Annotated in this window: 20 protein-coding genes and 2 pseudogenes; 15 read left to right on the forward strand and 7 right to left on the reverse strand. The window is 65.2% G+C overall.

Going from position 1 to position 25,406, the window contains the following annotated elements:
* Positions 1-82: 82 nt before the first annotated feature.
* The 8 genes from MQP27_RS00800 (at position 83) to MQP27_RS00835 (ending at position 9,722) form a co-directional block, all read left to right on the forward strand.
* Positions 83-1,591: a CYTH and CHAD domain-containing protein gene (locus MQP27_RS00800; protein ID WP_242759102.1), complete on the forward strand. Its 1,509-nt coding sequence runs from the start codon at positions 83-85 to the stop codon at positions 1,589-1,591.
* A gap of 121 nt (positions 1,592-1,712) precedes the next feature.
* Positions 1,713-3,674, forward strand: coding sequence for a TIGR03960 family B12-binding radical SAM protein (locus tag MQP27_RS00805; RefSeq protein ID WP_242759104.1), 1,962 nt, complete (start codon positions 1,713-1,715; stop codon positions 3,672-3,674).
* Positions 3,675-4,176: 502 nt separating this feature from the next.
* Positions 4,177-4,497: a hypothetical protein gene (locus MQP27_RS00810; protein ID WP_242759106.1), complete on the forward strand. Its 321-nt coding sequence runs from the start codon at positions 4,177-4,179 to the stop codon at positions 4,495-4,497.
* A gap of 216 nt (positions 4,498-4,713) precedes the next feature.
* The gene (locus MQP27_RS00815; protein WP_242759108.1) at positions 4,714-5,238 is read left to right on the forward strand and encodes an AAA family ATPase; all 525 of its coding nucleotides are present in this window, start codon (positions 4,714-4,716) and stop codon (positions 5,236-5,238) included.
* A gap of 461 nt (positions 5,239-5,699) precedes the next feature.
* Complete coding sequence (locus MQP27_RS00820) at positions 5,700-6,260, forward strand: hypothetical protein (RefSeq protein ID WP_242759110.1); 561 nt, start codon at positions 5,700-5,702, stop codon at positions 6,258-6,260.
* A gap of 330 nt (positions 6,261-6,590) precedes the next feature.
* Positions 6,591-7,175, forward strand: coding sequence for a nucleoside/nucleotide kinase family protein (locus tag MQP27_RS00825; protein WP_242759112.1), 585 nt, complete (start codon positions 6,591-6,593; stop codon positions 7,173-7,175).
* A complete protein-coding gene (locus MQP27_RS00830) occupies positions 7,165-8,298 on the forward strand; it encodes an adenylosuccinate synthetase (RefSeq protein ID WP_242759114.1) in 1,134 nt (377 codons plus the stop codon). The genes MQP27_RS00825 and MQP27_RS00830 overlap by 11 nt, the downstream gene beginning before the upstream one ends.
* Positions 8,299-8,333: 35 nt before the next feature.
* On the forward strand, positions 8,334-9,722 hold the full coding sequence (locus MQP27_RS00835) for a coproporphyrinogen-III oxidase family protein (RefSeq protein WP_242759116.1): 1,389 nt from the start codon (positions 8,334-8,336) through the stop codon (positions 9,720-9,722).
* A 5-nt stretch (positions 9,723-9,727) separates the two neighbouring features.
* On the opposite strand, the gene MQP27_RS00840 is transcribed toward MQP27_RS00835, so the two are convergent.
* A complete protein-coding gene (locus MQP27_RS00840; RefSeq protein ID WP_242759118.1) occupies positions 9,728-11,374 on the reverse strand; it encodes a 5'-methylthioadenosine/S-adenosylhomocysteine nucleosidase family protein in 1,647 nt (548 codons plus the stop codon).
* 303 nt (positions 11,375-11,677) lie between these two features.
* On the reverse strand, positions 11,678-12,502 hold the full coding sequence (locus MQP27_RS00845) for an HD domain-containing protein (RefSeq protein WP_242759121.1): 825 nt from the start codon (positions 12,500-12,502) through the stop codon (positions 11,678-11,680).
* A gap of 968 nt (positions 12,503-13,470) precedes the next feature.
* Between MQP27_RS00845 and MQP27_RS00850 the strand changes: the two are divergent.
* The 3 genes and pseudogenes from MQP27_RS00850 to MQP27_RS00860 all read left to right on the forward strand — a co-directional run bounded on the left by MQP27_RS00850 (position 13,471) and on the right by MQP27_RS00860 (position 15,314).
* Positions 13,471-14,200 (forward strand): annotated as a pseudogene (locus MQP27_RS00850) (transposase family protein).
* Positions 14,179-14,370: pseudogene (locus tag MQP27_RS00855) on the forward strand (TerD family protein); the annotation flags it as partial. The pseudogenes MQP27_RS00850 and MQP27_RS00855, both read left to right, overlap by 22 nt.
* Positions 14,371-14,972: 602 nt before the next feature.
* Entirely contained in the window at positions 14,973-15,314 is a 342-nt protein-coding gene (locus tag MQP27_RS00860; RefSeq protein ID WP_242759122.1) for a hypothetical protein, read from the forward strand.
* A 60-nt stretch (positions 15,315-15,374) separates the two neighbouring features.
* On the opposite strand, the gene MQP27_RS00865 is transcribed toward MQP27_RS00860, so the two are convergent.
* Both MQP27_RS00865 and MQP27_RS00870 read right to left on the reverse strand, forming a co-directional pair.
* Positions 15,375-16,091 carry a hypothetical protein gene (locus tag MQP27_RS00865; RefSeq protein WP_242759124.1) on the reverse strand — a complete coding sequence of 239 codons (717 nt, stop codon included), beginning with the start codon at positions 16,089-16,091 and terminating at the stop codon, positions 15,375-15,377.
* A 941-nt stretch (positions 16,092-17,032) separates the two neighbouring features.
* Complete coding sequence (locus MQP27_RS00870) at positions 17,033-19,321, reverse strand: tetratricopeptide repeat protein (protein WP_242759128.1); 2,289 nt, start codon at positions 19,319-19,321, stop codon at positions 17,033-17,035.
* A gap of 442 nt (positions 19,322-19,763) precedes the next feature.
* On the opposite strand from MQP27_RS00870, the gene MQP27_RS00875 reads away from it, so the two are divergent.
* Positions 19,764-20,573: an IS5 family transposase gene (locus tag MQP27_RS00875; protein ID WP_242759134.1), complete on the forward strand. Its 810-nt coding sequence runs from the start codon at positions 19,764-19,766 to the stop codon at positions 20,571-20,573.
* Here MQP27_RS00875 and MQP27_RS00880 read toward each other — a convergent pair.
* The gene (locus MQP27_RS00880) at positions 20,512-21,018 is read right to left on the reverse strand and encodes a hypothetical protein (RefSeq protein WP_242761306.1); all 507 of its coding nucleotides are present in this window, start codon (positions 21,016-21,018) and stop codon (positions 20,512-20,514) included. The genes MQP27_RS00875 and MQP27_RS00880 overlap by 62 nt on opposite strands.
* Before the next feature lie 209 nt (positions 21,019-21,227).
* Positions 21,228-21,533 carry a hypothetical protein gene (locus tag MQP27_RS00885; RefSeq protein WP_242759136.1) on the reverse strand — a complete coding sequence of 102 codons (306 nt, stop codon included), beginning with the start codon at positions 21,531-21,533 and terminating at the stop codon, positions 21,228-21,230.
* A 218-nt stretch (positions 21,534-21,751) separates the two neighbouring features.
* Here MQP27_RS00885 and MQP27_RS00890 point away from each other — a divergent pair, with 218 nt between their 5' ends.
* Complete coding sequence (locus MQP27_RS00890) at positions 21,752-22,057, forward strand: hypothetical protein (RefSeq protein ID WP_242759138.1); 306 nt, start codon at positions 21,752-21,754, stop codon at positions 22,055-22,057.
* 67 nt (positions 22,058-22,124) lie between these two features.
* Here the strand turns inward: MQP27_RS00890 and MQP27_RS00895 are convergent, their stop codons facing one another.
* Positions 22,125-22,976, reverse strand: a complete 852-nt coding sequence (locus MQP27_RS00895) for a collagen-like protein (protein WP_242759141.1) — start codon at positions 22,974-22,976, stop codon at positions 22,125-22,127.
* Between the two features lie 198 nt (positions 22,977-23,174).
* Between MQP27_RS00895 and MQP27_RS00900 the strand changes: the two genes are divergently transcribed.
* The gene (locus MQP27_RS00900; RefSeq protein ID WP_242759144.1) at positions 23,175-24,329 is read left to right on the forward strand and encodes a glycosyltransferase; all 1,155 of its coding nucleotides are present in this window, start codon (positions 23,175-23,177) and stop codon (positions 24,327-24,329) included.
* 54 nt (positions 24,330-24,383) lie between these two features.
* Positions 24,384-25,388 (forward strand): phage tail tape measure protein, encoded by a 1,005-nt coding sequence (locus MQP27_RS00905; protein ID WP_242759154.1) that lies wholly within the window; start codon positions 24,384-24,386, stop codon positions 25,386-25,388.
* Positions 25,389-25,406: the final 18 nt, after the last annotated feature.

A 25,406-nucleotide genomic window follows, 5' to 3' on the forward strand; every position in this document is an offset into this window, starting at 1 on the left:
CCGAGTGTTTTCGCTGTGTTTGCCTGGCATTCATGCCCGATGGGCCCTGCCGCTCGAAGCGGAATCCCACTAGATTCGGTTCATGGCGGACACAAAGCGTGAGATCGAGCGGAAGTACGAATCCGACGACAGCGGACTGCCCGACCTGACCGGCGTCGCCGGTGTCGCGGCCGTGGTCGACAAGGGAGTCGCGCACCTCGACGCCACCTACTACGACACCCCGGACGAGCGCCTCGCCGCGGCCTCCATCACCCTGCGCCGCCGCCTCGGCGGCTCGGACGCCGGCTGGCACCTGAAGCTGCCGGTCGCGCCGGGCGTCCGCGACGAGGTCCACGCCCCCCTCTCCGCGACCGTCCCGCGCAGCCTCGTCGCCCTCATCCGCGCCCGGATCCGGGACGCCGAACTGCTGCCCGTGATGCGGCTGCGCTCCGACCGCGACGTCCGCGACCTGGTCGACGCCGAGGGCCGGCTGCTCGCCGAGGTCAGCGTGGACGCCGTACGGGCCGAGCGGCTGGGCGGGGACGGCGGTACCGCGCAGTGGACCGAGATGGAGGTGGAGCTCGCCGACGACGGCGACCCGGCCTTCCTCGACAAGGTCGACAAAAGACTGCGCAAGGCGGGCGTACGGCCCGCCAAGTCGGCGTCCAAGCTGGCCCGGGCGCTCGCCGAGACGGAACCGAGGAAGAAGCGCAAGAAGCAGCGGCCGGCCGCGCCGGAACCCGTGACCGCGGGCGACCACGTCCTCGCGTACGTCCGTGAGCAGCGGGACGCGATCCTGGAACTCGACCCGGCGGTACGGCAGGACGCGTACGACTCCGTGCACCGGATGCGGGTCGCCACGCGGCGGATGCGCAGCTCGTTCCGCTCGTATTCGAAGGTCCTCGACCGTGCCGTCACCGACCCGATCGGCGAGGAACTGAAGTGGCTGGCCGGTGAGCTCGGTGTGGACCGCGACCAGGAGGTGCTGACCGAGCGCATCACGGCGGCCGTCGACGAACTGCCCCGCACCCTCGTGGTCGGCCCCGTCCGCACCCGCCTGCGCACCTGGGCGCACGCGCGGCGCGGGGGATCGCGGCGGCGGCTGATCGCCGTACTGGACGGAAAGCGGTACTTGCAGCTCCTGGAGACGCTCGACGCGCTGGTCGCGGATCCGCCCCTGCTGGAGGCGGCCGCCGGGAAACCGGAGAAGGTGCTCGCCAAGGCCGTACGCAAGGACTTCGGGAAGGTCGCGAAGCTCGTCGAGCAGGCGCTCGGAGAACCGGCCGGACACGACCGCGACCTGGTGCTGCACGAGGCGCGCAAGAAGGCCAAGCGCACGCGGTACGCGGCGGAGGCGGCCGTACCGGCGCTCGGCGGCCCCGCGTCCGCGCTGGTGAAGTCGGCGAAGGCGCTGCAGAACCTGCTCGGCGACCACCAGGACAGCGTGATGGCCCGCGAGGCCCTGCGCGAGATCGCGGCGCAGGCGCAGGGGGCGGGGGAGAGCGCGTTCACGTACGGGGTGCTGTACGGGCGCGAGGAGCAGCGGGCGGCGACGGACGAGGCGGAGCTGCCGGGGCTGTGGGCGGAGGTGAAGGGCGGTCTGGGGAGCTGAGGCGGGGTTCGGGACCTCGGGTCGGGCCCGTGGCGCGGCTCGGGCGGTCGGGGCGGGCCCGGGGGCGGGTTAGGCTAGATGGTCACCCCTGTCAGTTCAGTCCAGCCCGAAGGTTCGCGAGATGCCTGCCGAAGTCGCTGCGTCGGTGTTCCCGCAGCTCGAAGCTCTGCTCCCGCATGTGCAGAAGCCGATCCAGTACGTCGGCGGAGAGCTCAACTCCACGGTCAAGCCGTGGGAGTCCTGCGATGTGCGCTGGGCGCTGATGTACCCGGACGCGTACGAGGTCGGGCTGCCCAACCAGGGCGTCATGATCCTCTACGAGGTACTGAACGAGCAGGAGGGCGTCCTCGCCGAGCGCACGTACAGCGTGTGGCCGGACCTGGAGGCGCTGATGCGGGAGCACGCCGTCCCGCAGTTCACGGTCGACAGCCACCGCCCGGTGAAGGCCTTCGACGTGCTCGGCCTGTCCTTCTCCACGGAGCTGGGCTACACCAACATGCTGACGGCGCTGGACCTGGCGGGCATCCCGCTGGAGTCCAAGGACCGCGGCCTGGACGACCCGATCGTCCTCGCGGGCGGCCACGCGGCCTTCAACCCGGAGCCGATCGCGGACTTCATCGACGCGGCGATCATCGGCGACGGCGAGCAGGCCGTACTGGACATGACGAAGATCATCCGCGAGTGGAAGGCGGAGGGCTGCCCCGGCGGCCGCGAGGAGGTCCTCTTCCGCCTCGCGAGGACGGGCTCCGTCTACATCCCGGCGTTCTACGACGTCGAGTACCTCCCGGACGGCCGCATCGCCCGAGTCGTACCGAACCGCAGCGGGGTGCCGTGGCGGGTGTCCAAGCACACCGTCATGGACCTGGACGAGTGGCCGTACCCCAAGCAGCCGCTGGTGCCGCTCGCCGAGACGGTCCACGAGCGCATGTCGGTGGAGATCTTCCGCGGCTGCACGCGCGGCTGCCGCTTCTGCCAGGCGGGCATGATCACGCGCCCGGTGCGCGAGCGCTCCATCACGGGCATCGGCGAGATGGTGGAGAAGGGCCTGAAGGCGACGGGCTTCGAGGAGGTCGGTCTTCTTTCGCTGTCGAGTGCGGACCACTCCGAGATCGGCGACATCGCGAAGGGCCTGGCGGACAGGTACGAGGAGGACAAGATCGGCCTGTCCCTCCCGTCGACGCGGGTGGACGCGTTCAATGTCGACCTCGCCAACGAACTGACGAGGAACGGCCGCCGCTCCGGCCTGACCTTCGCCCCCGAGGGCGGCTCGGAGCGCATGCGCAAGGTCATCAACAAGATGGTGTCGGAGGAGGACCTGATCCGCACCGTCGCGACGGCCTACGGCAACGGCTGGCGCCAGGTGAAGCTGTACTTCATGTGCGGCCTGCCGACGGAGACCGACGAGGACGTCCTGCAGATCGCCGACATGGCGACGAAGGTCATCGCGAAGGGCCGCGAGGTCTCCCGCTCGAACGACATCCGCTGCACGGTGTCGATCGGCGGCTTCGTCCCCAAGCCGCACACCCCCTTCCAGTGGGCCCCGCAGCTCTCGGCGGAGGAGACGGACGCGCGCCTCGAAAAGCTCCGGGACAAGATCCGCGGCGACAAGAAGTACGGCCGCTCGATCGGCTTCCGCTACCACGACGGCAAGCCGGGCATCGTGGAAGGCCTCCTGTCGCGCGGCGACCGCCGCGTCGGCGCCGTCATCCGCGCGGTCTACGAGGACGGCGGCCGCTTCGACGGCTGGCGCGAGCACTTCTCGTACGAGCGCTGGATGGCCTGCGCCGACAAGACGCTGCCGGCCTTCGGCGTGGACGTCGACTGGTACACGACCCGCGAGAAGACGTACGAGGAGGTCCTCCCCTGGGACCACCTCGACTCGGGCCTGGACAAGGACTGGCTCTGGGAGGACTGGCAGGACGCCCTCGACGAGACGGAGGTCGAGGACTGCCGGTGGACGCCTTGTTTTGACTGTGGGGTTTGTCCGCAGATGGATACTTGGCCACAAGTAAGCAACAGCGGGAAGAAGTTGCTGCCGTTGACGGTCAAGAAGGACGCTCCGACCAGCGATCACGCTCACTGACGTGAGTGAGGCGTTGCGGCGCATCGTGGATGCGTTGGCGGACGTGAGCGAAGAGGAGGCTGCCGCTGTGCTTGGGGCGCTTGGCGCTCGGGGCGGGCGGCAGTCATCCGGGCAGGAGGCGCCGAGGACGCCTCTGCCGCCGCCTGGAGGCTCTTCGGCCATCCGCTCTGAGGTGGAGTGGGTCTAGGGGCTGGCAAGCTTTGAGGAGCGCGATCCGCGACGGCGGCCGCCCGCCCACATGGCTGCCTCCAACTCGCGAGAGCATCTCGGTCTTCCTAGCGTGGCGATGTCCGCTACGAGGGAGGCCGACATGCTGGCGAGTCAGCCGCCGATGGGTGAGCCGCAGGGAAGCGGTCCTCAGTGGGGGCGGCCGAGTGAAGGCCAAGCCCCTCCTGCAGGGTGGGGGCCTCCTCCCGCGCCGCCACAAAAGAAGCGGCGGGGTCGTGCATGCCTGTGGGGGTGTCTCGGCGCCCTGGCGGCACTGGTCGTCATTGTTGTGATTGTGGTGGTGATCGCGGTAGGGACGAGCACCAGTCCCAGCCATCCGCCATCAGTAGACGTGAAGATCACGTCATGCGCTGTGGACTCGGCAACGCGGCTGCCCACGGCCAGGCTGGAGATCCACAACCACACTTCGAAGGCCTCGACGTACGGCGTCACTGTCGAGTTCGACGAACCGAACGGGACCCGTCTGTCAGAAGGCGCTGCCCTGTCATTGACGGTTGCAGCGGGCCAGACGGTGAAGACCACGGCCGGCGGCTCGGACCAAGTCACGCAGAAGGTGACATGCAAGGTGACGAAGGTGAACCGGATCGCGGGCTGATGATCTGCCCCGTGGTTGACCTGGCTGACCGCGGTGTTGGTCGGTTGAGCCGAAGCTCAGGAGTTGTTGCCAGCGCGGTTGGGTGAGCTGCCAAAAGAGATCGGTCGCAGCGTCCTGGTTGTCACAGGCGAGGCATCCTGTCACGCACGCTCATTCAGCAGTCCTTCTGTCACCCGAAGCTGTCCCCGCAGCCCCCACGACGCTAGCGTCAAGTCCATGATCGTATGGCTCAACGGCACGCACGGCGCAGGCAAGACAACGACCAGTGCACTCGTGCAGCAGCTGATCCCGGACTCACGGGTGTTCGACGCCGAGAAAGTCGGCGAGACACTCATGGACATCAAGCCAGGACTGCCCGCGACGGATAACTTCCAGCACTGGCCGCCGTGGCGGTCACTCGTAGTCGAGACCGCCCGACGCGTCCTCGACTACGCCGGCGGCACCCTGGTGATGCCCATGACGGTCCTGGTCGAGCAGCACTGGCGCGAGATCAGCTCGGGCCTCGCTCAGCACGCCATTCCCGTTCGGCACTTCGTCCTCCATGCCGACCAGGACGCCCTCCGCGGGCGCATCGCGGGCGACACCGTTCTTGGCCCCAACTCCCCGTTCCGACTCCAATACCTTGAGCCCTACGCCGAGGCGGCCCGCACGTGGCTGCACGCCGAGGCTGAGGTCGTTGACACCACGCACCTCACACCCGCCCAGGCCGCCCAGCAGATCGCAGAGGCCGTCAAGAGTTGAGAGAGCGACCTTCTGGCGCCAAATCTCGCAGGTCGTTTGCCAAGTCCGGCTTGTAAGGGCGCATGTGTGTCAGAGGGCGCGCACTCACTCGGACAAATCGGGCCTAGGGGGAAGAAGTTGTTGCTGTGCTGGTCCAGAACTTTCTGCCAGCGCCCAGCGATCATATGCACTGACGTGCGCTCCGTATTTGATCGAGTGCTGACAGGCTGCCGTGGGTGAGCGAGGCCTGCAGAGTTGCCGCATCGGCTTTCCTGATCGGGAGACGCACTTCGCCTACCCGGCTCCCGAGTTTTGATCATCGGCAAGCCGAAGATCCATCCTGGTCGTTTCAACGATTCGGGTAGTCGAAAGCCCATCACGTGGCGAAGGGCTGTGACGACGGTGGATGCATTTTCGCAAGATCCGGAGCGTGCAGGGCCAGTTGAGCGGGAAGGACTCGACTGAACTCACGCGGAGGAAGAATGACCCAACCAGTGGTGCTCGTCGGGCAGTTGTTGCTTCTGGAGTATCAGCAGCTCAAGGAGGAGCAACGGAGCCGGATAGGGTTCAGGGACAATCTGTTGTACGCGACCTTGGCGTCGGTTGCGGCCGTGGCGGTTGCTGGGGCCCAGTCAGGTCGGTTGTCGCTGCTATTGCTCCTACCTGCGGCTTGCCTGGTTCTGAGGTGGACTTATCTTGCCAATGACCAAAAAGTTTCGCCCATAGGTCGATATGTGCGAGAAGAACTCGACCCGCGGCTAGCCGACCTTACCGGATCGGCATCTGTGTTTGGCTGGGAGTCGGCTCATCGCATCGATCCGAAGCGACGACTGCGCAAGCTCTTGCAGCTTTGCGCGGACCTGTTGACGTTCTGTGGCACGGCTGCAGCGGGCGTCACTGTGTTCTGGTGCTCCTCCTCGCCGCCAGCAGTTCTCTTCGTTGTCTCGCTCGCAGAAGCCGCCGCGACTGCGGTACTCGCATGGCAATTCATCTTCTATGCTGAAACGGCGCCACCCTCTGTTCCTGCCACTGCGGCAGACTGACCATCCAGAATGGCGACTAGACAGAGTCATGAGGCGTCGATCAAAGGTTAACTTTCGGGCGTAGGCATGCAGCGAATTTCGGACGTGTCGGGGTTGGAAATTCAGTACTGCTGTCGCGGCGCGCAAGGTGCTGGCTAAATTTCCCAACGGGGGTGTAAGAGGCGGGTCGTGCAATTATGGGAGCATGGTATCCGGGCGTCTACGTCATGGTTTTACTGAACTACGGGTATCGGGACCGTTGCTTAAGGCGTAACGTAGGTGTCGCACCTCGGTAGAACAGTCAGTGCAACACCGTTTCTCGCGACATGGTCAAGTCCACGGGAGCGCGGCGTGACGATCTACAGCGATCAGCCACCAATCATTGGTTTGGCATCGGATCGGCCGGGGGCCGGTAAGACCACGGCAGCTCGATATCTGGTCGAAGCTCACCACTTTCGTGAATGTTCTGTCGGGGCTGCTGTCAAGGCAGAGGTCGATGCCATGGTTAGACTGCATGGCTTCCAATACGACGAGAGCCAGAAAGAGGATTTTCGAGACGGACTGATCTGGTGGACTGATTTCCGGGTCCGGCACTCTTCTCCCAACTATTGGTTGCAGGTCATCATCGAGTCTGTCGCAGCCGCAGGAGCTGACCCAATGGTTGTTTCAGACGTCCGATTCCCGGAAGAGGCAGATTACATCCGAAGTGTCGGCGGTATCGTCGTGAAGATCACACGCCAAACCTCGCCTGTGCACGGCAACAGCGCGGAGCGGAAAATGGTTGGATATGCTTTCGATCAGGTCGTCAGTAATGACCTGTCCGATGGCGGTGAGCGGATGTTCCGACGACTCGATGAGCTCGTTTCTAATCTCCGACTAGGGCATCGGCTGGAGCCAAAGGCTACTGACATGCCGGGGGTGCCCGATGCCAATTGATGTGGTACTGGGTGCCCAATGGGGAGATGAAGGAAAGGGCAAGCTCTCCGCAATCCTAAGCAGCAAAGCTGCATTTTGCGCGAGATTCCAGGGCGGTCCCAATGCGGGACATTCGCTACTTGTCAACGGAAAGAAAATCGAGTTCAGAATGCTGCCGGCTGGTGGCATCACATCTGAATTTTCGTTGATCGGTAACGGGGTAGTGGTACATGCGAGGACTCTGCTCGACGAGCTCGCGGCCCGCGTCGCTTTAGGACTGACTATCGACTCGGTGTACCTGTCCAAGGCGGCACACGTCATTACTCAAGAGCACATCGATGCGGATCGGGCAACCTCTGCCCGTCTCGGAACGACAGGTAAAGGCGTAGGGCCGGCCTTGGTCGCGAAGACAGGACGGACGGGAACCCGTGTCGGCGACCTGGTGTTTCCCGACAAGCTTCGCAAGCTTCCCGAAGAGGATCGGGCGTTCTGCCAGGAACTTGTAGAAGCTATGGGTGCGAACATCACTAATACCGGAGTGATTTTACGTAGGGCGTTGGCGGCTGGTGCGTATGCCGTTGCGGAAGGCGGTCAAGGCACTTTCCTCGACCTCGATCACGGCGACTACCCGTACGTCACCTCGTCCAACACGACCGTTGGAGCGGTCCTCACCGGGCTGGGGATCGGTCACCGATCGATTGGTCGGGTCTTCCTACTCGCCACTGCTTACCTAACGAAGCTTGGAAACGGACCCTTTCTTACGGAAGTCTTCGGGCCTCAACTGCGTACGCTGCAGGAGAAAGGAGATGAACTGGACACCTCAAGAGGTGAATTGCGACGTTGCGGATGGATGGACATCCATCAGTTGTGCACTGCGGCCGAGATTAACGATGCAACGCACCTGGTTGTCGGTAAACTCGACGTGCTTACAGGTCTTGGTGACATCGAGGTCCATGACACTAGTAGAGGAACGCGCAATATATTCAGGACATGGCAAGAAGAAATTCGAGACGTTCGACTGATCGCTGATCTACCCATCGAGGCGAGGTTGCTGTTGAGCAAGATAGAGAAGGGCGTTGGGATTTCCTTGTTCGGTGTATCTACCGGGCCAGCGATGGGGCAGTTCGCAGTGCAGGGAGTTTGAACTGTGACCGGAAAGCGAGTGGAGGTGCCAACGTCATGAGTTTCAGTAGCGATGGCGAGCTGCGTGTACACGTTGAGGGAGAAGCGATACCTCCGTTTGTTTATACCTATCCGCCAAGGTCTGCATACAGGCCATTGTCAATGCCCCGGAGCGCACAGGCGATCTGGGCGACCGATCTTGACTACACGCCTGAAAACGACCTCAACCTTTATCTGCATATGCCCTTCTGTCGGTACAAGTGTGGATTTTGCAATCTGTACACGATCACATCTACATCGCATTCCCTTTACGACGCGTATGTTGACGCTGTGTGCCAAGAGTTGTCGGCTTATGCGGATGTCCTCCAGGCGCGGAAGATCCGGACAGTCTATTTTGGTGGAGGCACGCCGAGCCTGCTGGATGTGCGTCATTTCGAGAGAATCATCCGCACCTTGGATCGGCTGCACGTCGATTTATCGGGTGTGGAGGAGTTCTGTATGGAGGCGTCCCCCGATTCGCTTTCAGGAAGTGACGGCTATTCCTTCCTCAAAGACCTGGTGGCTATGGGACTTAACCGGATCAATCTCGGGATTGAGTCGCTCGATGGCGGCGAATTGAAACATGCGGGCCGTAATCTAGCCGGTGTAACTGTCATTCGAGGAGCCATCGATTCAGTACGTGAAGCACGGGTCCGAAATCTCAGCGTTGATCTTATTATGGGATTCCTGGGTCAGACCGATGAATCGTGGTTGTCCTCAGTTCGTGGTGTGCTGGCGTTTTCACCCGAGACGATCTCGACCTACATGCTTACAATCCGCCCAGATGCTTGGTTCAGTCGTACAGGTAGGTACAGCTATCGGCGTGATCCGGCCCTTTACTCTAGATACGATGCCGCGCGTGAGCTTATTCTGTCGGCTGGATACCGACAAGAGAGTAACGTTCGATTCCGTACAGAAAATGGCGGATATCTGCAAAAGAGGCTTCAGTTTTCCGGAGTGCCGGTTCTCGGCGTAGGCCTGGGCGCCAGGACGTACACTAACACCGTCGACTATTTGCGTAATATCCCGCTGCATCCATCCGCGAGGGCGATGCAAAGATACCTTGGGGCGCGCGGGGGTGATATAGTCGTCGACTATGGTTTCGTCTATGACGATGCGGAGCGAATTCGCAAGCGTCTTGTTCTCGATATGTTCCGGCTGGACGTCAGACGCCTGCTCGAGCAGGCGGAGCCGAACCTGCGACGCGAGTGCGAAGTTGTATTGGCTGAGGCTGTGGACCTAGGCTTGGCCACCAGAGATGACGGCGTGGTGACGCTATCGAGCTCGGGCTTCAAGTATCGCGACATCATTTCGTGGCAGCTTTTCTCAGACCTAGTCCGGCGACGAGACGCAGAGTTCTACGATGATCCGAAGTTGCTGAGGCCGGGTGGCCCCTCCATGCGGTGACCAGTTCAGTTCCATCCAGGCGTCAGAATATTGAGGGCTTGCTCGGTTACGGATGCAGCAGCACGCATGGCACGCTTGCGCCACTCGTCGTCGGCTTTTAGCGGATTCGCAAGATCGCTCACTCCTCGGACGACGGAAACCGGGATCTTGCTGAATCTTTGAGCGGCCGCCATCACACCACCCGCTTCCATTTCGACGCCGCAGGCCTTAGGCCACGCCTGCAGCAGGTGCTGACGCCATTCGTCCGTACTCACCACTTCATCCACAGAGATGATGGTGCCATGGTGGATTCGCGGCAGGAGTTCACGCGGCCAGTCGTTTTCGCGGGCTACGTTGTTTGCCCACTGGCGTTCGTTGAATGATCCGGAGTTGAGAGCCTGTGTCAGTTCCGGGGCGCATATATATGGTGCAATCCGAAACTCTGGCGTATCACCGTCGGCCCCCGCCCGCAGCTTTCGCGTGCCCAGGTCCGCCACGTTGTCGGCGACAATGACGTCACCCCGGTTGATTGAGTCGGTCTCGGTGAAACCTCCGGCTATTCCGAGCACGATGATTAGATCGGGCAAATCGTCTAGCCCGCTAAGGAAGTGAGACATTTCGACAGCTGCGCGTACTCGACCCGCACCTTGTGCACACAGCACTCGGACCGGCCGGCCGCCCGCGGTCCCGTTCCAAGTAGTGTCTCCGTATGCGTTTGTCAGGTTCCATCGGCTCTGGAGTATCTCCAGTTCCTCACGGAGTGCGACGAAGACTCCCACCCAGGGCTGTTTGACGGGTTCGGTGGCGTGAACCGCAACCATTGAGCCTTCTCTCTGTCTTCGACCGCCGTTCTCGGCGATCCTGGCATATCCACTTGCTGCGTGCGTAGCGAGTACGATCAGTCTTTCCTCGACCCGTTCGAGCTGTGCATCGTCGAGGACGATGCCATTGGTGCTGGGGGGTTGCACTGCAAGCAGGCTGAGTTCCCTATCCTTCGCCCAATCGCGGGAGCGCAGAGGTTGAGCCAGGGAATATTCGACCTCGCGCGAGGTCGTAGCCACCTGGGTCAACTGCCGGTAGGCCGCAATGAATTGATGGTGGCCATACGTCGACCGAAGTCGGCAAAGAGACTCGGCGCTGAGATTTAAGACCAGCGGGTCTAGCCCAGCGGTACGCATCGCGGCCCGAAAACAGTCAAAATGGTAATAGGGATCGGACGGTGCAGCGCTGAAGTTGATGCGCTGAATCGGCAGCCCGTCTAATACGGCGAGATCGTATTCGCTGATATAGATCTTGAAGTATTCATGCTGGAGTGCCCGTCGCAGGAAGTCGTCCTCCCGCGGCGTGGACGATGCAAGATCGGACCGGATGCGGGCCCAGGTAACCGCAGAGTTGCCATCAAGCAACCTACGAGGAATCGTCCGTGCCTGTTCCAGAAGGGCGGGGCGCACCAGCCGGGTCGTGGGGATCCAGAATTGATCGGCGTCGGGTCCCTCCTCCCAGCCGGAGGTCAGGGAGTACGACACGTCTGACTCGCGCGCGATGATGGATGAGGCGTGTCGCTGGAGGAACTTTAGGCCAGCAGGAGCAGTGACTTCCGCAGCCCAACCTGCATGGCCCTTGTACTGGCGTTGCGATTTTCCGATCCAGGTTTCGAGGCTGTCGTCCTTCAACGGCAGTCGGATGATCCGCTCATCCAGATATGTGGCTCTTGTTTGAAGTAGATTGCGCACAATTGGGTCTAGAGTAAGAAATACGGGTGGCAGGATGCAGTACTCACGACAGAGGAAACATGCTGCTGTGAGGCCGGCCGACAGGAACTTCCTGTGTTGAAGGTTGGAGAAGTCGCGGAACGTCCCCCACATCTCCCGGCCATCCCGATCCAAGAAGTCTAGAAGAATATTCCTTGTGCTGCCACTCCCAGTTGCAACCATTGGTTTGCCCCTTGACGAGTTCATACCTGGGAGGCGGATGTCTCAGTCCTCAAATAACGTCATCTGTTCAGTCTTTGCCCATGCCTTGATTTCCTCGATCGGCTTCTTCTGATTGTCTGCAATAGAGGCAAAGAGTCGTTCCCTCATTCGCGTAAGGTGCAGCTCAAGACCAGGCCAGATCATAACCTTCTCGCTATAACGCATAGTAAATCGCAGATGGTTTTTGTTCATGCGGCCAGATTTCTTGACCACGACATAGACGAGGGCCTGCAACTTGTCGACCGCTTTGACGAACTTCGCTTCATCTGTTCGGCCTTCCAGTAGCTCATGGAACATCGGCTGCTGGAGCTCGCTAGCGGCGGGACTCAGCATCCTGAGATATTGCTCGATTGCTTTCCGCTCGGCGTCTTCCTTGCTCTTGCGTCTCTCAGTGTCGAAGGCGTGTGTCTTATCGCCGGTGCCGTCGCGGCCTACTGGACTCCAGTCACCGATCTTGATCTCCATCTTGTCGTGGAGCACCGACAATGCAAGAGCCCGACCGATATCGATTAGAGGAAAACGTGGTGCCAGGATCAAAACGGCATCCGCGACATGCCAACTGTGCTCCGCCACGCTCTCCAGCCGCGGGTCTGGTTCGATCCTTGAGGCGTACTCGGCCTCTTTTGTCTCATCCTCCCAAAAGCGTTGATGATAGTAACGCCGCACTGATGCGAGTTTCATCGACCATGTGATGGCATCGAGGTCACAGTCCGCGTCACTCACCATCATGGCGCAGGCTCCGTAAGGTGTGGGTGGGGTCCCGCCCTTGCCGTCGGCCGAACCAGCCTTATCCAAGTCTGGTGACAGTTGAGTGGCGGCAGTCGTCACGGATTCGCCTCCGGAAATGAGTTGCGATCATTCGAACATGAGCCTGATATGAATTAATTACTCTATACGTTTAGGGCGAGAGGGTCTGAAGGGCCCCGGGTTGACCCTCGTCGCTCGTGTATTGTTTTCGTCCTGCCGAGACCGCATGGCCGTACCGTAGCGCCTCTTGGATGTGGACGTCGAGTAGACTCCGGAAGCCTTCCCGAGATGGCGAGGCGTGACAACACGGACCCCCCAAGGCTGTGGGGCGTGAGGACTGCTGGGGCGGTATGGAAGCCTTTTGCGTCCAGAAACTATCCCAGTCGTAAGCGCGGGGTAACTGTTGATGCCGAGTGCAGTCGGTGAGCTTTTGTAGGAGATCGATCTCAATCGATCATGGAACGTGCAGTTGAAACCTTCTTCCCGTCCCGGGTGATCTTCAATGCTCTGGGGAGTCCGTGGAATCTGTATTGATCGAGGGGTGCTGTGGAGGGTGGGCTCCTCCAGGTGGGTACGTAGGCTCGCCCGCTGACTCCTGGTGTCCTGCGGAAGTGGTTGATCATGCGGCTGGCGGCCTCAGCGCTCGTTGCTGAGGCCTTGGAGGAAGAAGTACTTGCCATCGTGGATTGTGGCGGACGAAGCGTGGTCGCTGATCGAGTCACTGTTGGCTGAGCCGGGGCCATCTGTGGTGGCGAGCAGTCGAAGAGGCCGGACCAGCCGACGTTGTGCGAGACCTTGTGCCACACGCTGGCACCCAGTAGGGGTACCCGTCTCAGGAGTCGCCCTGTCGGCCGGACTGGGCGTGCCGAACAGTTGGACTGGCCATGGAGCGTGGCTGGCTCCTCCTGGGGGTGCCGGAGAAGAGGAAGGCGCGAGGCTCCTTGGCGGGGGCCGGAGTTGGGTTGGAATCGCCCTCTCATCATTGACGGGCACGGCACTCCGCTGCTAAAGCGCGTTGCAGAAGGCCGTGATCAGGGCATTTCCCTTGTATGCGTGGGGTGTTGAGGGCTGATCCATTGTGGGTGGAGACGTTCACGGGGCTGCGGATGACGCAGTTCGAGCGGTTGCTGAAGGCGGTGCGGGAGCGAGGTGGCGATGGGCCGCGGCTCGGACGGCCGTGGTGTCTGCCGCTTGCCGAGCGGGTGCTGGTGGTGGCCGTCTACTACCGGACGAACCTCACCATGAGGCAACTCGCGCCGCTGTTGGGGGTCTCGCCGGCGACGGTGTGCAGGGTCATCCAGCGACTCGGACCCCTCCTCGCTCTCGCACCGGCTTCGCGTCCGGCCGATGCCACGGAGCGGTTGTGGATCGTCGACGGCACGCTGGTCCCAGTCCGCGACCGCAAGGTCGGCGCCTCGAGCCGCAACTACCGGTTCTCCGCGAACGTGCAGGTCATCATCGACGCCGGTACCCGCCTGGTCGTCGTGGTCGGCCGGCCCGTACCGGGCAACGGCCACGACTCCCGCGGCTGGGAAGAATCCGGCGCCAAGGCTGCCGTCGGCAAGACGATAACCATCGCCGACGGCGGCTACCAAGGCACCGGACTCGTCATCCCGCACCGCCGCCGCAAAGGCGAAGAACTCCCGGCCTGGAAAGACGAACACAACCGGAGCCACAAGCAGGTCCGGGCCCGCGTCAAGCACACCTTCGCCCGCATGAAGGGCTGAAAGATCCCTGCGCGACTGCCGCCTCAAGGGCGGTTGCTGGACCCTGCGATGAACGAACTTGATCGACTCGAAGTCTCCGACGGCCGCATCGGCGAGACGGCGTTGGTGCTCGGCTCTTTCCGCCACAGACCCAGTGGTGACTGGGACTTCGTGCTGGGCGGAAAGGGGTACATGGGAGGACTGGAGCAGCTCGTCCAGGATTACGGCATCGAAGTGGAGTAGTGATGCCACGGGCCTCATTTGTGGCTTCGAGTGTGCCCGCAGATGGATACTTGGCCACAAGTAAGCAACAGCGGCAAGAAGTTGCTGCCGCTGACGGTCAAGAAGGACGCTCCGACCAGCGGACACACGCACTGAGGTGAGTGAGGCGTTGCGGCGCATCGTGGCGGCGCTGGGGGACGGCAGCGAGCAAGAGGCCGCTGCCGTCCTGAGGGCGCTCGGGGCGCAGCCTGGACGGCAGGCGCCCGTGCAGGAGACGCCGAGGACGCCTCTGCCGCCGAGTGGAGGCTCTTCGGCTGGAGTGGGTCTAGGGGCTGCCAGGCCTTGAGGGGCGCGATCCGCGCCGGCAGGCGCCAGCCCACATGGCTGCCTCCAACTCGCGAGATGATCTCGGGCTTCCTAGCGTGGCGATGTCCGCTACGAAGGAGGCCGACATGCCGCCGAGTCAGCCGCCGACAGGGGAGCCGCAAGGAAGCGGTGCGCAGTGGGGGCGCCCGAGCGAAGGCCAAGCCCCTCCTGGAGGGTGGGGGCCGCCTCCCGCACCGCCGCAAAAGCAGCGCCGGGGTCGTGCGTGTCTGTGGGGGTGCCTCGGCGCCCTGGCGGCAGTGGTCGTCATTGTCGTGATTGTGGTGGTGATCGCGGTCGGGACGAGCAACAGTCCCAGCCACAAGCCATCAGCTGACGTGAAGGTCACGTCATGCGCTGTGGACTCGACAACGCGGCTGCCCACGGCCGGGTTGGAGATCCACAACCACACTTCGAAGGCCTCGACGTACAGCGTCACTGTCGAGTTCGACGCCCCGAACGGGATTCGCGTGTCAGAGGGCGCGGCCCTGTCGTTGACGGTTGCGTCGGGCCAGACGGTGAAGACCACGGCCGGTGGCTCGGACCAAGTCACGCAGAAGGTGACGTGCAAGGTGACGAAGGTGAACCGGATCGCGGGTTGACTGTCTACGCCCGTGGTTGACCGCGGTGTTGGTCGGTAGAGCTGGGCCCGGGGCAACTCTTCAGGCCGTTGAAACGTGGAAGCTCATGACGTCGATCTTGGTTATGGCTTGCCATTGCTCTTGGCTGTATCCATCCCAGTCCCTCGACTTGCGATCGGCAGGGAATTTTGCCGCCTGGTCGGATCCTACGAGAACGAGCATGTAGGTTTCACTAATTCCCTTGGCGCCGGGATAGCCGACTGAGTGGTTGTCGTCTTCCCAACAGCCACTGGAAGTCGGGGTGACTGGTGAGGCTGGATAGAATCTATTTGACCCTGGGTGTCCGTACTCGTCCTTGGAATCTGGGTCAGGCCTCGTGATGAGATAGAGGACTTGGCCTGCAGGAATGTCCAGGCTTACCTGCCCCTTGACGCTGATTTCTGGGTTGTCTTCCGGCCCACCCACCTGCGTATAGACGTTAGGTGCCCGGCGGCCGGCGAAGAGGGTTTCGTTGTAGCGCTGCGACGGAGGCTGATTCCACGAGTCGGCAAGCCGTCTGAGGTCGCAGGGGTCTTCAGTCGCGACGGAGGGGGGTGAGGCAGAGGCAGTGGTGGGTGGTGGTGATCCGTTGTTGCCGCCGAGGAAAGTAAGCAGGGCTGTGACAGTCGCAGCAGCGACCAGTGCCAGCCCGCCAATAGCTGCGATCAGGATTCTGGTCCTGCTTTCGCTTTTGTCGCCTTCACTCTGCGATCCATCGTTCGCAGTATCACCGGCAGATCCCGTATCGATGCTTGTCACTTGCATCCCCCCTGGTTCCAGGGATCCGTAGTATCAGTGTCAAGTCCGGCTGGTAAGGGCGTATGGGTGTCAGAGGGCGCGCGCTCACTCGATTGTGCGCCTGCCTGTGAAACTGATGTGACGAGAGGGAAAGGGCAGCAAATGGGTTCGCGGATGCGCGAGCCGTTGTGACCGCAGATGGATACTTGGCCACAAGTAAGTAACAGCGGCAAGAAGTTGCTGCCGTTGACAGTCAAGAAGGACGCTGCGGGCGGCGGGCACGGGCACTGAGGTGAGCGAGGCGTTGCGGCGGATCGCTGATGCTCTGGCGGACGCCAGCGAGGATGAGGCGGCTGCTGCGCTGCACGCGCTCGGCATCCAAGGTCGGCGGCAGGAGTTCGTGAGAGATGCGCCGAGAACGCCTCTGCCGCCGTCTGGGGGCTCTTCAGCGGTCTGCTCCGAGGTGGAGTGGGTTGAGGACTGACAGCTCCCGAGGAGCAGGGTGGGCGGCGGCGGTCGCCCGAGTGGCTGCGCCGGGTTCGCGCGAGGAGTCACGGCTTCCTAGCGTGGTGGTGTCCGCTGCGAAGGAGGCCGACGTGCCAGAGAGTCAGCCGCCTACGGGTGAACCGCCGGCGGGTGGTCCCCGCTGGGGTTCCCAGTGGGGAGGTCCGAGCGGAAGCCGACCCCCTGCCGGGAGCTGGGGACCTCCTCTTGGATCGCCGCAAAAGAAGGGCCGGGGGCGTGCGTGTCTGTGGGGTGCCTGGGAGCGGTGACGGCAGTGTCCGTCATTGTCGTGGTTGTGCTGGTGATCGCGCTGGGGAACGCCGATGAGAGCACTACGCCTGCGCCGAGTAAGACCACCGTCGGGAAGACGGTGCAGGAACCCAGGGCGAACGAGCGAATCTCGTTAGCTTTCGGCTATTTAGAACGGCCCTAGCTGGCAGGGTTCGTCTGCGGTGTCGTTATTCCTGTGGATTGGCAGTGGGCGCGGAGTTGTCTTCCTGCTGCATGAGCGTGGCCAAGGCATCCGCTGCGTCGGTGTGTCCGGCGTCGGCGGCGCGTTGCCAGGACGTGCGGGCGCCGTCGGTGTCGCCCTGCTGGGCGAGGAGGATGCCGAGGTTGTACATGGCGTCGGTGTGTCCGGCGTCGGCGGCGCGGGTGTACCAGGTGCGGGCGTTGTCGGTGTCGCCCTGCTGGGCGAGGAGGATGCCGAGGTTGTACATGGCGTCGGTGTCTCCGGCGTCGATGGCGCGGGTGTACCAGGTGCGGGCGTTGTCGGTGTCGCCCTGCTGCTTCAGGAGGATGCCGAGGTTGACCATGGCGTCGGTGTGTCCGGCGTCGGCGGCGCGGGTGTACCAGGTGCGGGCGTTGTCGGTGTCGCCCTGCTCGGCGAGGAGGATGCCGAGGCTGTACATGGCGGCGGTGTGTCCGGCGTCGGCGGCGCGGGTGTACCAGGTGCGGGCGTTGTCGGTGTCGCCCTGCTCGGCGAGGAGGATGCCGAGGTTGTACATGGCGTCGGTGTCTCCGGCGTCGATGGCGCGGGTGTACCAGGTGCGGGCGTTGTCGGTGTCGCCCTGCTCGGCGAGGAGGTTGCCGAGGTTGTACATGGCGTCGGTGTCTCCGGCGTCGATGGCGCGGGTGTACCAGGTGCGGGCGTTGTCGGTGTCGCCCTGCTGCTTCAGGAGGATGCCGAGGTTGACCATGGCGTCGGTGTGTCCGGCGTCGGCGGCGCGGGTGTACCAGGTGCGGGCGTTGTCGGTGTCGCCCTGCTCGGCGAGGAGGAAGCCGAGGTTGTGCATGGCGGCGGTGTGTCCGGCGTCGGCGGCGCGTTGCCAGGACGTGCGGGCATGAGTTGACTGGCCTGCACGGTAGGCGGCGATTCCGATTGAGAGGCACGCCTCGGGTGCGGCCAGGTCGGTGAGGTGGGTCCACACGCGTGAGGTGATCGGTTGTTGAGAGGCAGGAGCGGACGGGCTGGCGTGGTCGACGAGGATGTCGGAGACCTGGTAGCCGTCGATCTGCCCGATGGTTTTTGCGCATGCCTGGAGGGGCGCGATGCCGCCGCTGTGGTGGACGGGCTGGCAGGCCCACGTGAGCGCCTCGGGGAACCAGCTGTCCTTCGCAGCCGCACGCCAGGGTCCGGTTAGGCACTCCAGGGCGAGGGCCTCCACGATGGCTGAGGGGACTGTGTCGGGATGGCCGCAGCGCCGGGCGATCACGGCGGCCGTGATGACGGCCTGGCCGAAGGGACTGTCCGCCTGTTCCCACCGGTGGATGAGTTCGGGGGCGGCCGAGAGTAACTGGGTTAGCCCGGCCTGCCCGCGGTGGCGCGTCACCCGTTCGATCCGAGGGTCAATTGAGGTTAGCTCCCCGGCACGCGCCCACTCCTGTTCGCTCCAGGAACCGAGGGAAAATCGGCGGGCCAGTTCCAGGACGTCACGGCTGTCCTTGTTGAGGTCTTCTGACTCCCCGCCGTCCACGGCCGCGGCGGGGGTGCGCAACTGGTCATAGGTCGTAGGCCAGATGGTGCCGATCAGGATCACAGGGTGGGCGCTGTCGGCCAGCAGACGGCGAACCGTGGCGGCTTTGAGGCGGTCCGGACCGGTGAGGAAGTTCTGTGTCTCGTTGAGCCACACGACGCCGTGCTTGAGGTTGGCGCCGCCCGTGACGAGTTCGGTGAGGGTGGCGGCGTCGCCGGGCATGAACAGGCGCCCGCGCGGGAGCACGGCCCGGATGGCTTCGTAGACGCAGCGGGTCTTGCCGGATGCGGCCGGACCGACCAGCAGCACGAACCCGCCGGTCTTCCTGCGAGCTTCGAGCGCCGTGCGCAGGTCCGCGTCGATGTCGCGGGCAACGTAGGTGGGCAACTCCGCAGACAGCCCCTGACCGTTGGTCCTATCCGCGGGCAGCGGGATGGCTTCGTGGATGCCCAGGAGCGCGCGATCGGTGACCTCCTCGACCAGCTGGACTCTGCCCTTACGTGTGGGCAGCCGGTGCAGCGCGTCTTCGCCCCGCGCATCGCGTTCAGCGGCGCGTGTGGTGCGGGCGGCCAACGCGTCGGTCCTGGCCTTGACGAGGGGTGTCCAGACAGCGACCAGCACCCCGCCCGCCGCCACCAACCCCGCCACCAGCCACTTGGGCCACGGCAGTTCGCCGTCCTTCACCCCCGCCGGCGCCGCGGTGAGCACCACCACAGCCATCAACGGCCCGACCAGCGCCAGCCACGGACGCAGCCTCCCCCACCACCCCATACCGCCATCATCGACCGCGCGCCTGCTGGTGACCACCACTTCAGGGCAACTCGACTCGCGCGCGGCCCGGCGAACAGCTTCACCGCGCGCGGATGCAGCCTGCGAACTTCCTCGCCCTTCCAGACATCGCCGCCACGCTCGTCTGACATCGCCGCCCTACGGTGCAACTGGTGACTGCCTGTTCTCAATGCGCTCGTGTGGTCGGTGTGGTTCGAACAGGGTCCTGGTTCGGGTGAGTTGAGCGGTGTCCAGGCATGAAGGACGGGCCTCTTGGTAGCTCGCGGTTGTCGAATCCAGCGAGTTGCAAGAGGCCCTGGTGTTGAAGTGTTGCGTGGTGGTGGCCGACGGGTCCAGTCCGGCCACTCTTGGGTGTGACTGTCTCGCTCACCGGTTCGGGAACGCTGCTGACCGGCCGGGCCGGCGGCCGCGGTATGGCTCCGACATGAGCGATGCGGAGTGGTCCCTGGTGCGGGATCTGCTGCCGGTGCCGGGGTGGCTGGAGGGCCGGGGCGGGCGGCCGGAGGGATATTGCCACCGGCAGATGATCGACGCGGTTCGCTATCTCGTCGACAACGGCATCGAGTGGCGGGCGATGCCGGCCGACTTTCCGCCCTGGCCTCGCGTGTATGCCTTCTTCGCCCGCTGGCGGGACACCGGGCTGGTGGCCGAGCTGCACGACCGGCTGCGCGGGACCGTCCGGCGTTTGGAGGGCCGTGCGGAGGAGGCGAGTGCGGGCGTAGTGGACTCGCAGTCGGTGAAGGCGGACGCCACCGTCGCCTTCGCTTCACGGGGTTACGACGCAGGGAAGAAGATCAATGGACGCAAGCGGCACCTGCTCACCGACACTCTCGGGCTTCTTCTGGCCGTGCTGGTCACGCCAGCGTCCACGACCGACCGGGACGCCGCCCGCATCCTGCTGCCCGCGGCAAAGATGCAGCTGCGGCGGCTTTCGCGGATCTGGGCCGACGGCGGTTACCGCGGGCACCTCCAGGACTGGGCTGCCCAGCACCTCGGTCTCGTCATCGACGTCGTCCGCCGCAGCGACGATGTCCAAGGTTTTCAGGTCCTGACCCGCCGCTGGGTCGTGGAAAGATCCTTTGCCTGGTTCCTGCGCAGCCGTCGCCTGGTCCGTGACTACGAACGGCGCACCGACACCAGCGAAGCCGTCATCCTGTGGTCGATGACCACGCTCATGAGCCGCCGGCTGGCCGCCCACCCTCAGCGGCATTCTGTCCCAGCGTCGGCAGCATGAACCTGCCCGGCTTCTCCTCGACCAGCCAGCCCCGTTCCACCAGCCGTTTCAACCGGGCCCTCGCGCCCTCGACGCGGGAGACGGAGGCGCTGTCCCAGCCCAGCACGACCGCAGCCCGGCGGGCACCCAGCCCCTCGGCGCCCGCGTCCAGGGCCGCGGCCATCAACGCCTGGTAGTCCACTGACAGGTCCCCGACACTGACCGCGTTCTCCCGGTGCGGCACCGCGCGTCGCGGCCCGACCGGCTTCCTGCGGGACGACCCGACAGCCACCACGGCGGGCGCTTCCTCGGCCAGTGCCTCCAGATACTGCTCCAAGCCGATCACCCGGTGCCTGAGGACCTCTTCCGCGTCCGCCAAGTCCGCCCGCACCCGCACCAGTTCGGCTTCAAGTTCGCCCACCCGAACTGCCGCGGCTTTCCGCCGCGCTTCCAGAACCGCCCGCATCGACGGCATCCGCCACCCCCACAACATCCCGACCGGCAACGAGTCGAGACTTCCGCGGCAGCTGCATCCCATCCCTGACCAGCGGAATCCGCACATGAGGTTCGGAAAGAGAACGACCTCTGAGGGCTTGTGCTTTGTGAATTGCCCGCAGATGGACACGCACATTCAGATCGGGCCGACGGGGAAGAAGTTGCTGCCTCTGACGGTGGTCAACAAGTAGGGGAGTGTGCGGGTGGGGTCGCCCGTCGGTCGGTCGGGGTGGCCTCGATGAGCAGGGTGTCGTGGGCGGTTTCCGTGGTGTCGTCTCGTACGGTCACGTGGACGGCGAGTTGCTCGCCCGCGTGTCCGAGGCGGCCGGTGATCGTCACCTTGTGACCGTTCACCTCGACCTGTACGGGCGATCCGGCGGCTGCTGACGCGTTCACGACGTGCCGTGGTCCCGCGGGCCACACGGTCACGGACGAGGTGAACTGTTCTCCGGCCGTGACCTCGATCCGGGCCGGAGTGAGGATCATGAAGCCTTTCGGATGCCATGACCCGTTGCGTGGAGGCTTCTGGATTTTCTGGTTGCCGGTCATGCTGTCAGCGTGCGCCGGTGCCGTCGGCCTGACGAGGTGACGGTCGGCCCGTGCGGGGGGCCGGTCGCGGTCGTGCCGGGGCCGGTTGGCCCCCTCCGTGCGGGGGCTTCCGAACACCCTGCCTTGTCTCGTGCGACTTTCCGACGGAGGACCCCATGGCAGAGCCGAGCAGTCTCCTCGCGACGGCGTTGCGCGAGCATCTGAGGTACTACCGGGCGCTGAGCGAGCACCTCCCCGAGCTGGAGGGGGACGTGGTCGCCACGGCGCACGAGGCGATGCGTGAGCTGGCCTCGGCCGGGGGAGACGCCGACGTGCTGCCCTCGGCGTTTCTGCCGCCGCTGGAGGCCGTCGCCGCCGCCATCCAGTACTGCGAGTTCACCGGGCACTCGGAGGGCGTCCGGCTCTACCGCTACTGGCACGCCCTGCTCCTCGCCGACCAGGCGCTGTGCGAGGCGATCTGAGCGCACACGCGCGGGGCGTCCGCGGAGGCGGCGAGGCCCTCCGGGGCGCCCCTGGGCGTGACGGGTGTCAGGGCGTGGTGCCGTCGTTGACCCCGTTGGGGGCCGGTCGGTTGGCTGCCTCGGCCCAGACGTTGCCGGTGTTGGTGCCGCACTGAAGGATCGCCGGAAGAGTGCCGTTGCTGTCGAAGGTGCAGGTGATCCGGTAGACGCGTCCGGTGGTCGTGATCGTCTCGAACTGGATGCCGCCCGACGTCGGATGCTCGCCGACGGCCGCGCCGCACGGCAGGCCCGCGTCGCCGCCCGCGGGATAGCCGGTGTGGGTGCTCAGGTCGGTCCACAGCACCGGCGGGTTCGCGTCGTTGCCCGAGAGGTCACGGATGCCTCCGTAGAAGCGGCCGCCGGTCAGCGCGGCCCGGTACTCGACGTTGCCCTGGGGGTGGTAGGCGTCGATGTCGGAGCACGGGCCGGCCGCACCGGTCGCGCCCTGCGGGCCTTGCGGGCCGGTCGGTCCCGCGGGTCCGGTCGGACCGGCCGGTCCGGTGGGTCCCGCCGGTCCTGTGGCGCCGGGGGCGCCGGGGGCACCCGTGGCACCCGTCGCCCCGGTCATTCCCTTCGGCCCGGTCGGGCCGGTGGCGCCGGTCGCCCCCTTCGGGCCGGTCGGGCCCTTGCAGCCGCCCTTGCCGTGGTCGTCGGTCGAAGGGGTCGCGTGCTGGGACTTGTGGTGGCCGTTCGGCTTGCAGTGGTCGTCGCCGCCGCGGAACGTCGGGGTCCGGTCGCCGATGTCGCGCGCCGCCGCGGCCGCGGGGCCCGCCAGGCCGGTCGCCAGGACCAGCGTGAGCGAGGCCAGCATCCCGGCCTTCCTGAAACCGTCCCGGGCCAGCGGCCCGAGCAGCGCGGACGTCCTGTGTTCAGGACTCATCTGTGTGCTCCTTGCCTCGATGGTCCGGGACAGCTCCCGGCCCCGAGGTGAGGGTGGCCCGGGGGTGCGGTGTCGGCCGGCGTCGCCGTTCGGGACGCGCTGTTTTATCCGTAGATCGGACCAGTGGAGGGAGCCGGACGGGCGAATTTGTGTGGGGATGTACGGGAGGAAAACCGAAGACATGCCACATTTCGAACCGTGAAGCAGCAGACCCTCTGCCTCTGCATGATCGTCAAGAACGAGGCGCAGGTCATCGAACGGTGCCTCGGCTCGGTCCGCCACCTCGTCGACACCTGGGTGATCTCCGACACCGGCTCGACCGACGGCACACAGGACCTCGTCCGCAAGGCGCTGGACGGCATCCCCGGCGAACTGCGCGAGGAACCCTGGGTCGACTTCGGCCACAACCGCACCGCCAACATCCGGCGGGCGCGCGGCCGCGCCGACTACCTCCTCACCCTCGACGCCGACCACGTCATCCGCCAGGACGCCCCGCTGCCCCGGCTCACGGCGGGCTCGTACATGCTGCGTTACGACACTCCCGGCACCCAGCACCGGTTCAAGCACCTCATGCGGGGCGACTGGGCGTGGCGGTACGAGGGCGTCACCCACGAGTACCCGTGCACGGACGAGCCCGACGTCCAGGAGAACCTGGACGCCCTGGTCATCGAGGACCACGCCGACGGCGGTTGCCGCAGCGACAAGTTCGAGCGCGACGCCCGGCTGCTGCGGCGCGAACTCGAACGCGACCCCGGCAACCCCCGCACCGTCTTCTACCTCGCCAACACCGAACGCGACCTCGGTCACGCGGCCGAGGCCGTCGAGCTGTACGAGCGGCGCGCGGCGATGGGCGGCTGGCCGGAGGAGGTGTACTGCTCCCTCCTGGAGGCCGGAATCCTGCGGGCGGACGCGGAGGACGACTGGCCGGGGGCGATGGACGCGTTCTCCCGGGCCTGGGAGGCGCGGCCCGGGCGGCTCGAAGCCTGTTACGAGCTGGCCTCCCGGCTGCGTCTGAAGGGCCGTCACCGCACCGCGCACGCCCTGCTCGTCGACGCCGTCGGACGCCCGGAGCCGGACGACCTCCTCTTCACCCGGTCCTGGGTGTACCGCTGGGGCCTGCTGTTCGAGTTCTCCATCACCGCCTACTGGGTGGGCGACCACCTGGCCGCGCTCCGGGCCTGCGACACCCTCCTCGCTCTGCCCGACCTCCCCGAGGCCGTCCGTCGGCAGACCGAGATCAACCGCGATTTCTCGGCCCGGCACCTGTCCGCCGTACCTCCGCCCGCGTCACCGGCCCGCAGACCGAAGGCCGCCCGCGCGGGCAAGGCGGCCCGGGGGTCCCGGAAGAAATAGAGAACCGGCGCCCCGACGGGATCCGGCCGGGCCCGTCGGCGCGTCCAGACGGGTATGGATCTGGAGAAGCGCCCGCCGCAGGGGCAGGGGCAGGGGCCCGAGGGGTGCCTCGTCGTCGCCATCCGCATTCCGGTGCGGATCGTCGTGCTCGTGCTGGTCGTGCCGGTACGGATGGTGTGGGACGCGCTCGTCGTGGCCGGACGGTTCCTGAACGACACCGTGCTCAGGCCGGTCGGCCGGGCGCTGGAGTGGGTGGCGCGGGCCGTGTTCGTCTGGCCGCTCGTGGGGCTTTGGCGGTACGTCGTCGTCCCGGTCGGCAAGGCGCTGGGGTGGCTCGGGAACGTGCTCCTCGTCATACCCGCCGTATGGACCTACCAGTACGTGCTGACTCCCCTCGGGCACGCCCTCGCATGGGCCGCGCGGGGTGTTGCGGCCGGGCTGGGATGGCTGTACGCGCGCGTGCTCACGCCGATCGGGCACGCGGTCATGCGGGTGCTCACCCCCGTAGGACAGGCGATCGTCTGGTGCGCCAAGGGGATCGGGTGGATCCTCGGCATGGCCGTCACCGGGATCGGCACCGGCCTGTACTGGATCGCCCGCGTCCTGTTCGTCCTGCCCGCACTCGCGCTGTGGCGGTGGGTGCTCGTGCCGGTCGGACGCGTGCTCGCCGTCGTCGCGCGCGAGGTCGGCGACGCCCTCGGGCACGCCTGGCGGATCGCGGGACGGATCTCCCTCGCCGTGGGGCGGGCCCTCGGGACCCTCTTCCGGTGGATCTTCGTCGAGCCCGTGCGCTGGGTCTACCGCACCGTGCTCACGCCCGTCGGACACGTCGTCCGGGACGCCGTGCTCCGGCCCGCCGCCGAGGCCGCGCGCAGTGTGGGCCGGGCCACCCGGCTCGCCCTGGCCTCCGCCCGGGAGTCCGTACGGCAGGCCCGCGCCGACTTCCGGCGCATGGTGTTCGGCGAGCCCGCCCGCGCCGAGGCCGTGGACCGGCGGGAACCGACGGGCCGCGAGACACGTACTCTTGGTAGCAGTACGACCGCACTCACGAAGGACTGAGCGACACTGGGCAAGCGA

Origin of the sequence: Streptomyces cylindrosporus, from assembly GCF_022698165.1 — a bacterium.
GTDB classification, from domain to species: Bacteria; Actinomycetota; Actinomycetes; order Streptomycetales; family Streptomycetaceae; genus Streptomyces; species Streptomyces cylindrosporus.

What these genes read in the sequence shown, in the direction of transcription:
- MQP27_RS00800 (WP_242759102.1), top strand. Translation starts at nt 83, where the DNA reads ATGGCGGACACAAAGCGTGAGATCGAGCGGAAGTACGAATCCGACGAC.
- MQP27_RS00805 (WP_242759104.1), top strand. Translation starts at nt 1,713, where the DNA reads ATGCCTGCCGAAGTCGCTGCGTCGGTGTTCCCGCAGCTCGAAGCTCTG.
- MQP27_RS00815 (WP_242759108.1), top strand. Translation starts at nt 4,714, where the DNA reads ATGATCGTATGGCTCAACGGCACGCACGGCGCAGGCAAGACAACGACC.
- MQP27_RS00820 (WP_242759110.1), top strand. Translation starts at nt 5,700, where the DNA reads ATGACCCAACCAGTGGTGCTCGTCGGGCAGTTGTTGCTTCTGGAGTAT.
- MQP27_RS00830 (WP_242759114.1), top strand. Translation starts at nt 7,165, where the DNA reads ATGCCAATTGATGTGGTACTGGGTGCCCAATGGGGAGATGAAGGAAAG.
- MQP27_RS00835 (WP_242759116.1), top strand. Translation starts at nt 8,334, where the DNA reads ATGAGTTTCAGTAGCGATGGCGAGCTGCGTGTACACGTTGAGGGAGAA.
- MQP27_RS00870 (WP_242759128.1), bottom strand. Translation starts at nt 19,321, where the DNA reads ATGGGGTGGTGGGGGAGGCTGCGTCCGTGGCTGGCGCTGGTCGGGCCG.
- MQP27_RS00875 (WP_242759134.1), top strand. Translation starts at nt 19,764, where the DNA reads ATGAGCGATGCGGAGTGGTCCCTGGTGCGGGATCTGCTGCCGGTGCCG.
- MQP27_RS00880 (WP_242761306.1), bottom strand. Translation starts at nt 21,018, where the DNA reads ATGCGGGCGGTTCTGGAAGCGCGGCGGAAAGCCGCGGCAGTTCGGGTG.
- MQP27_RS00885 (WP_242759136.1), bottom strand. Translation starts at nt 21,533, where the DNA reads ATGATCCTCACTCCGGCCCGGATCGAGGTCACGGCCGGAGAACAGTTC.
- MQP27_RS00890 (WP_242759138.1), top strand. Translation starts at nt 21,752, where the DNA reads ATGGCAGAGCCGAGCAGTCTCCTCGCGACGGCGTTGCGCGAGCATCTG.
- MQP27_RS00895 (WP_242759141.1), bottom strand. Translation starts at nt 22,976, where the DNA reads ATGAGTCCTGAACACAGGACGTCCGCGCTGCTCGGGCCGCTGGCCCGG.
- MQP27_RS00905 (WP_242759154.1), top strand. Translation starts at nt 24,384, where the DNA reads ATGGATCTGGAGAAGCGCCCGCCGCAGGGGCAGGGGCAGGGGCCCGAG.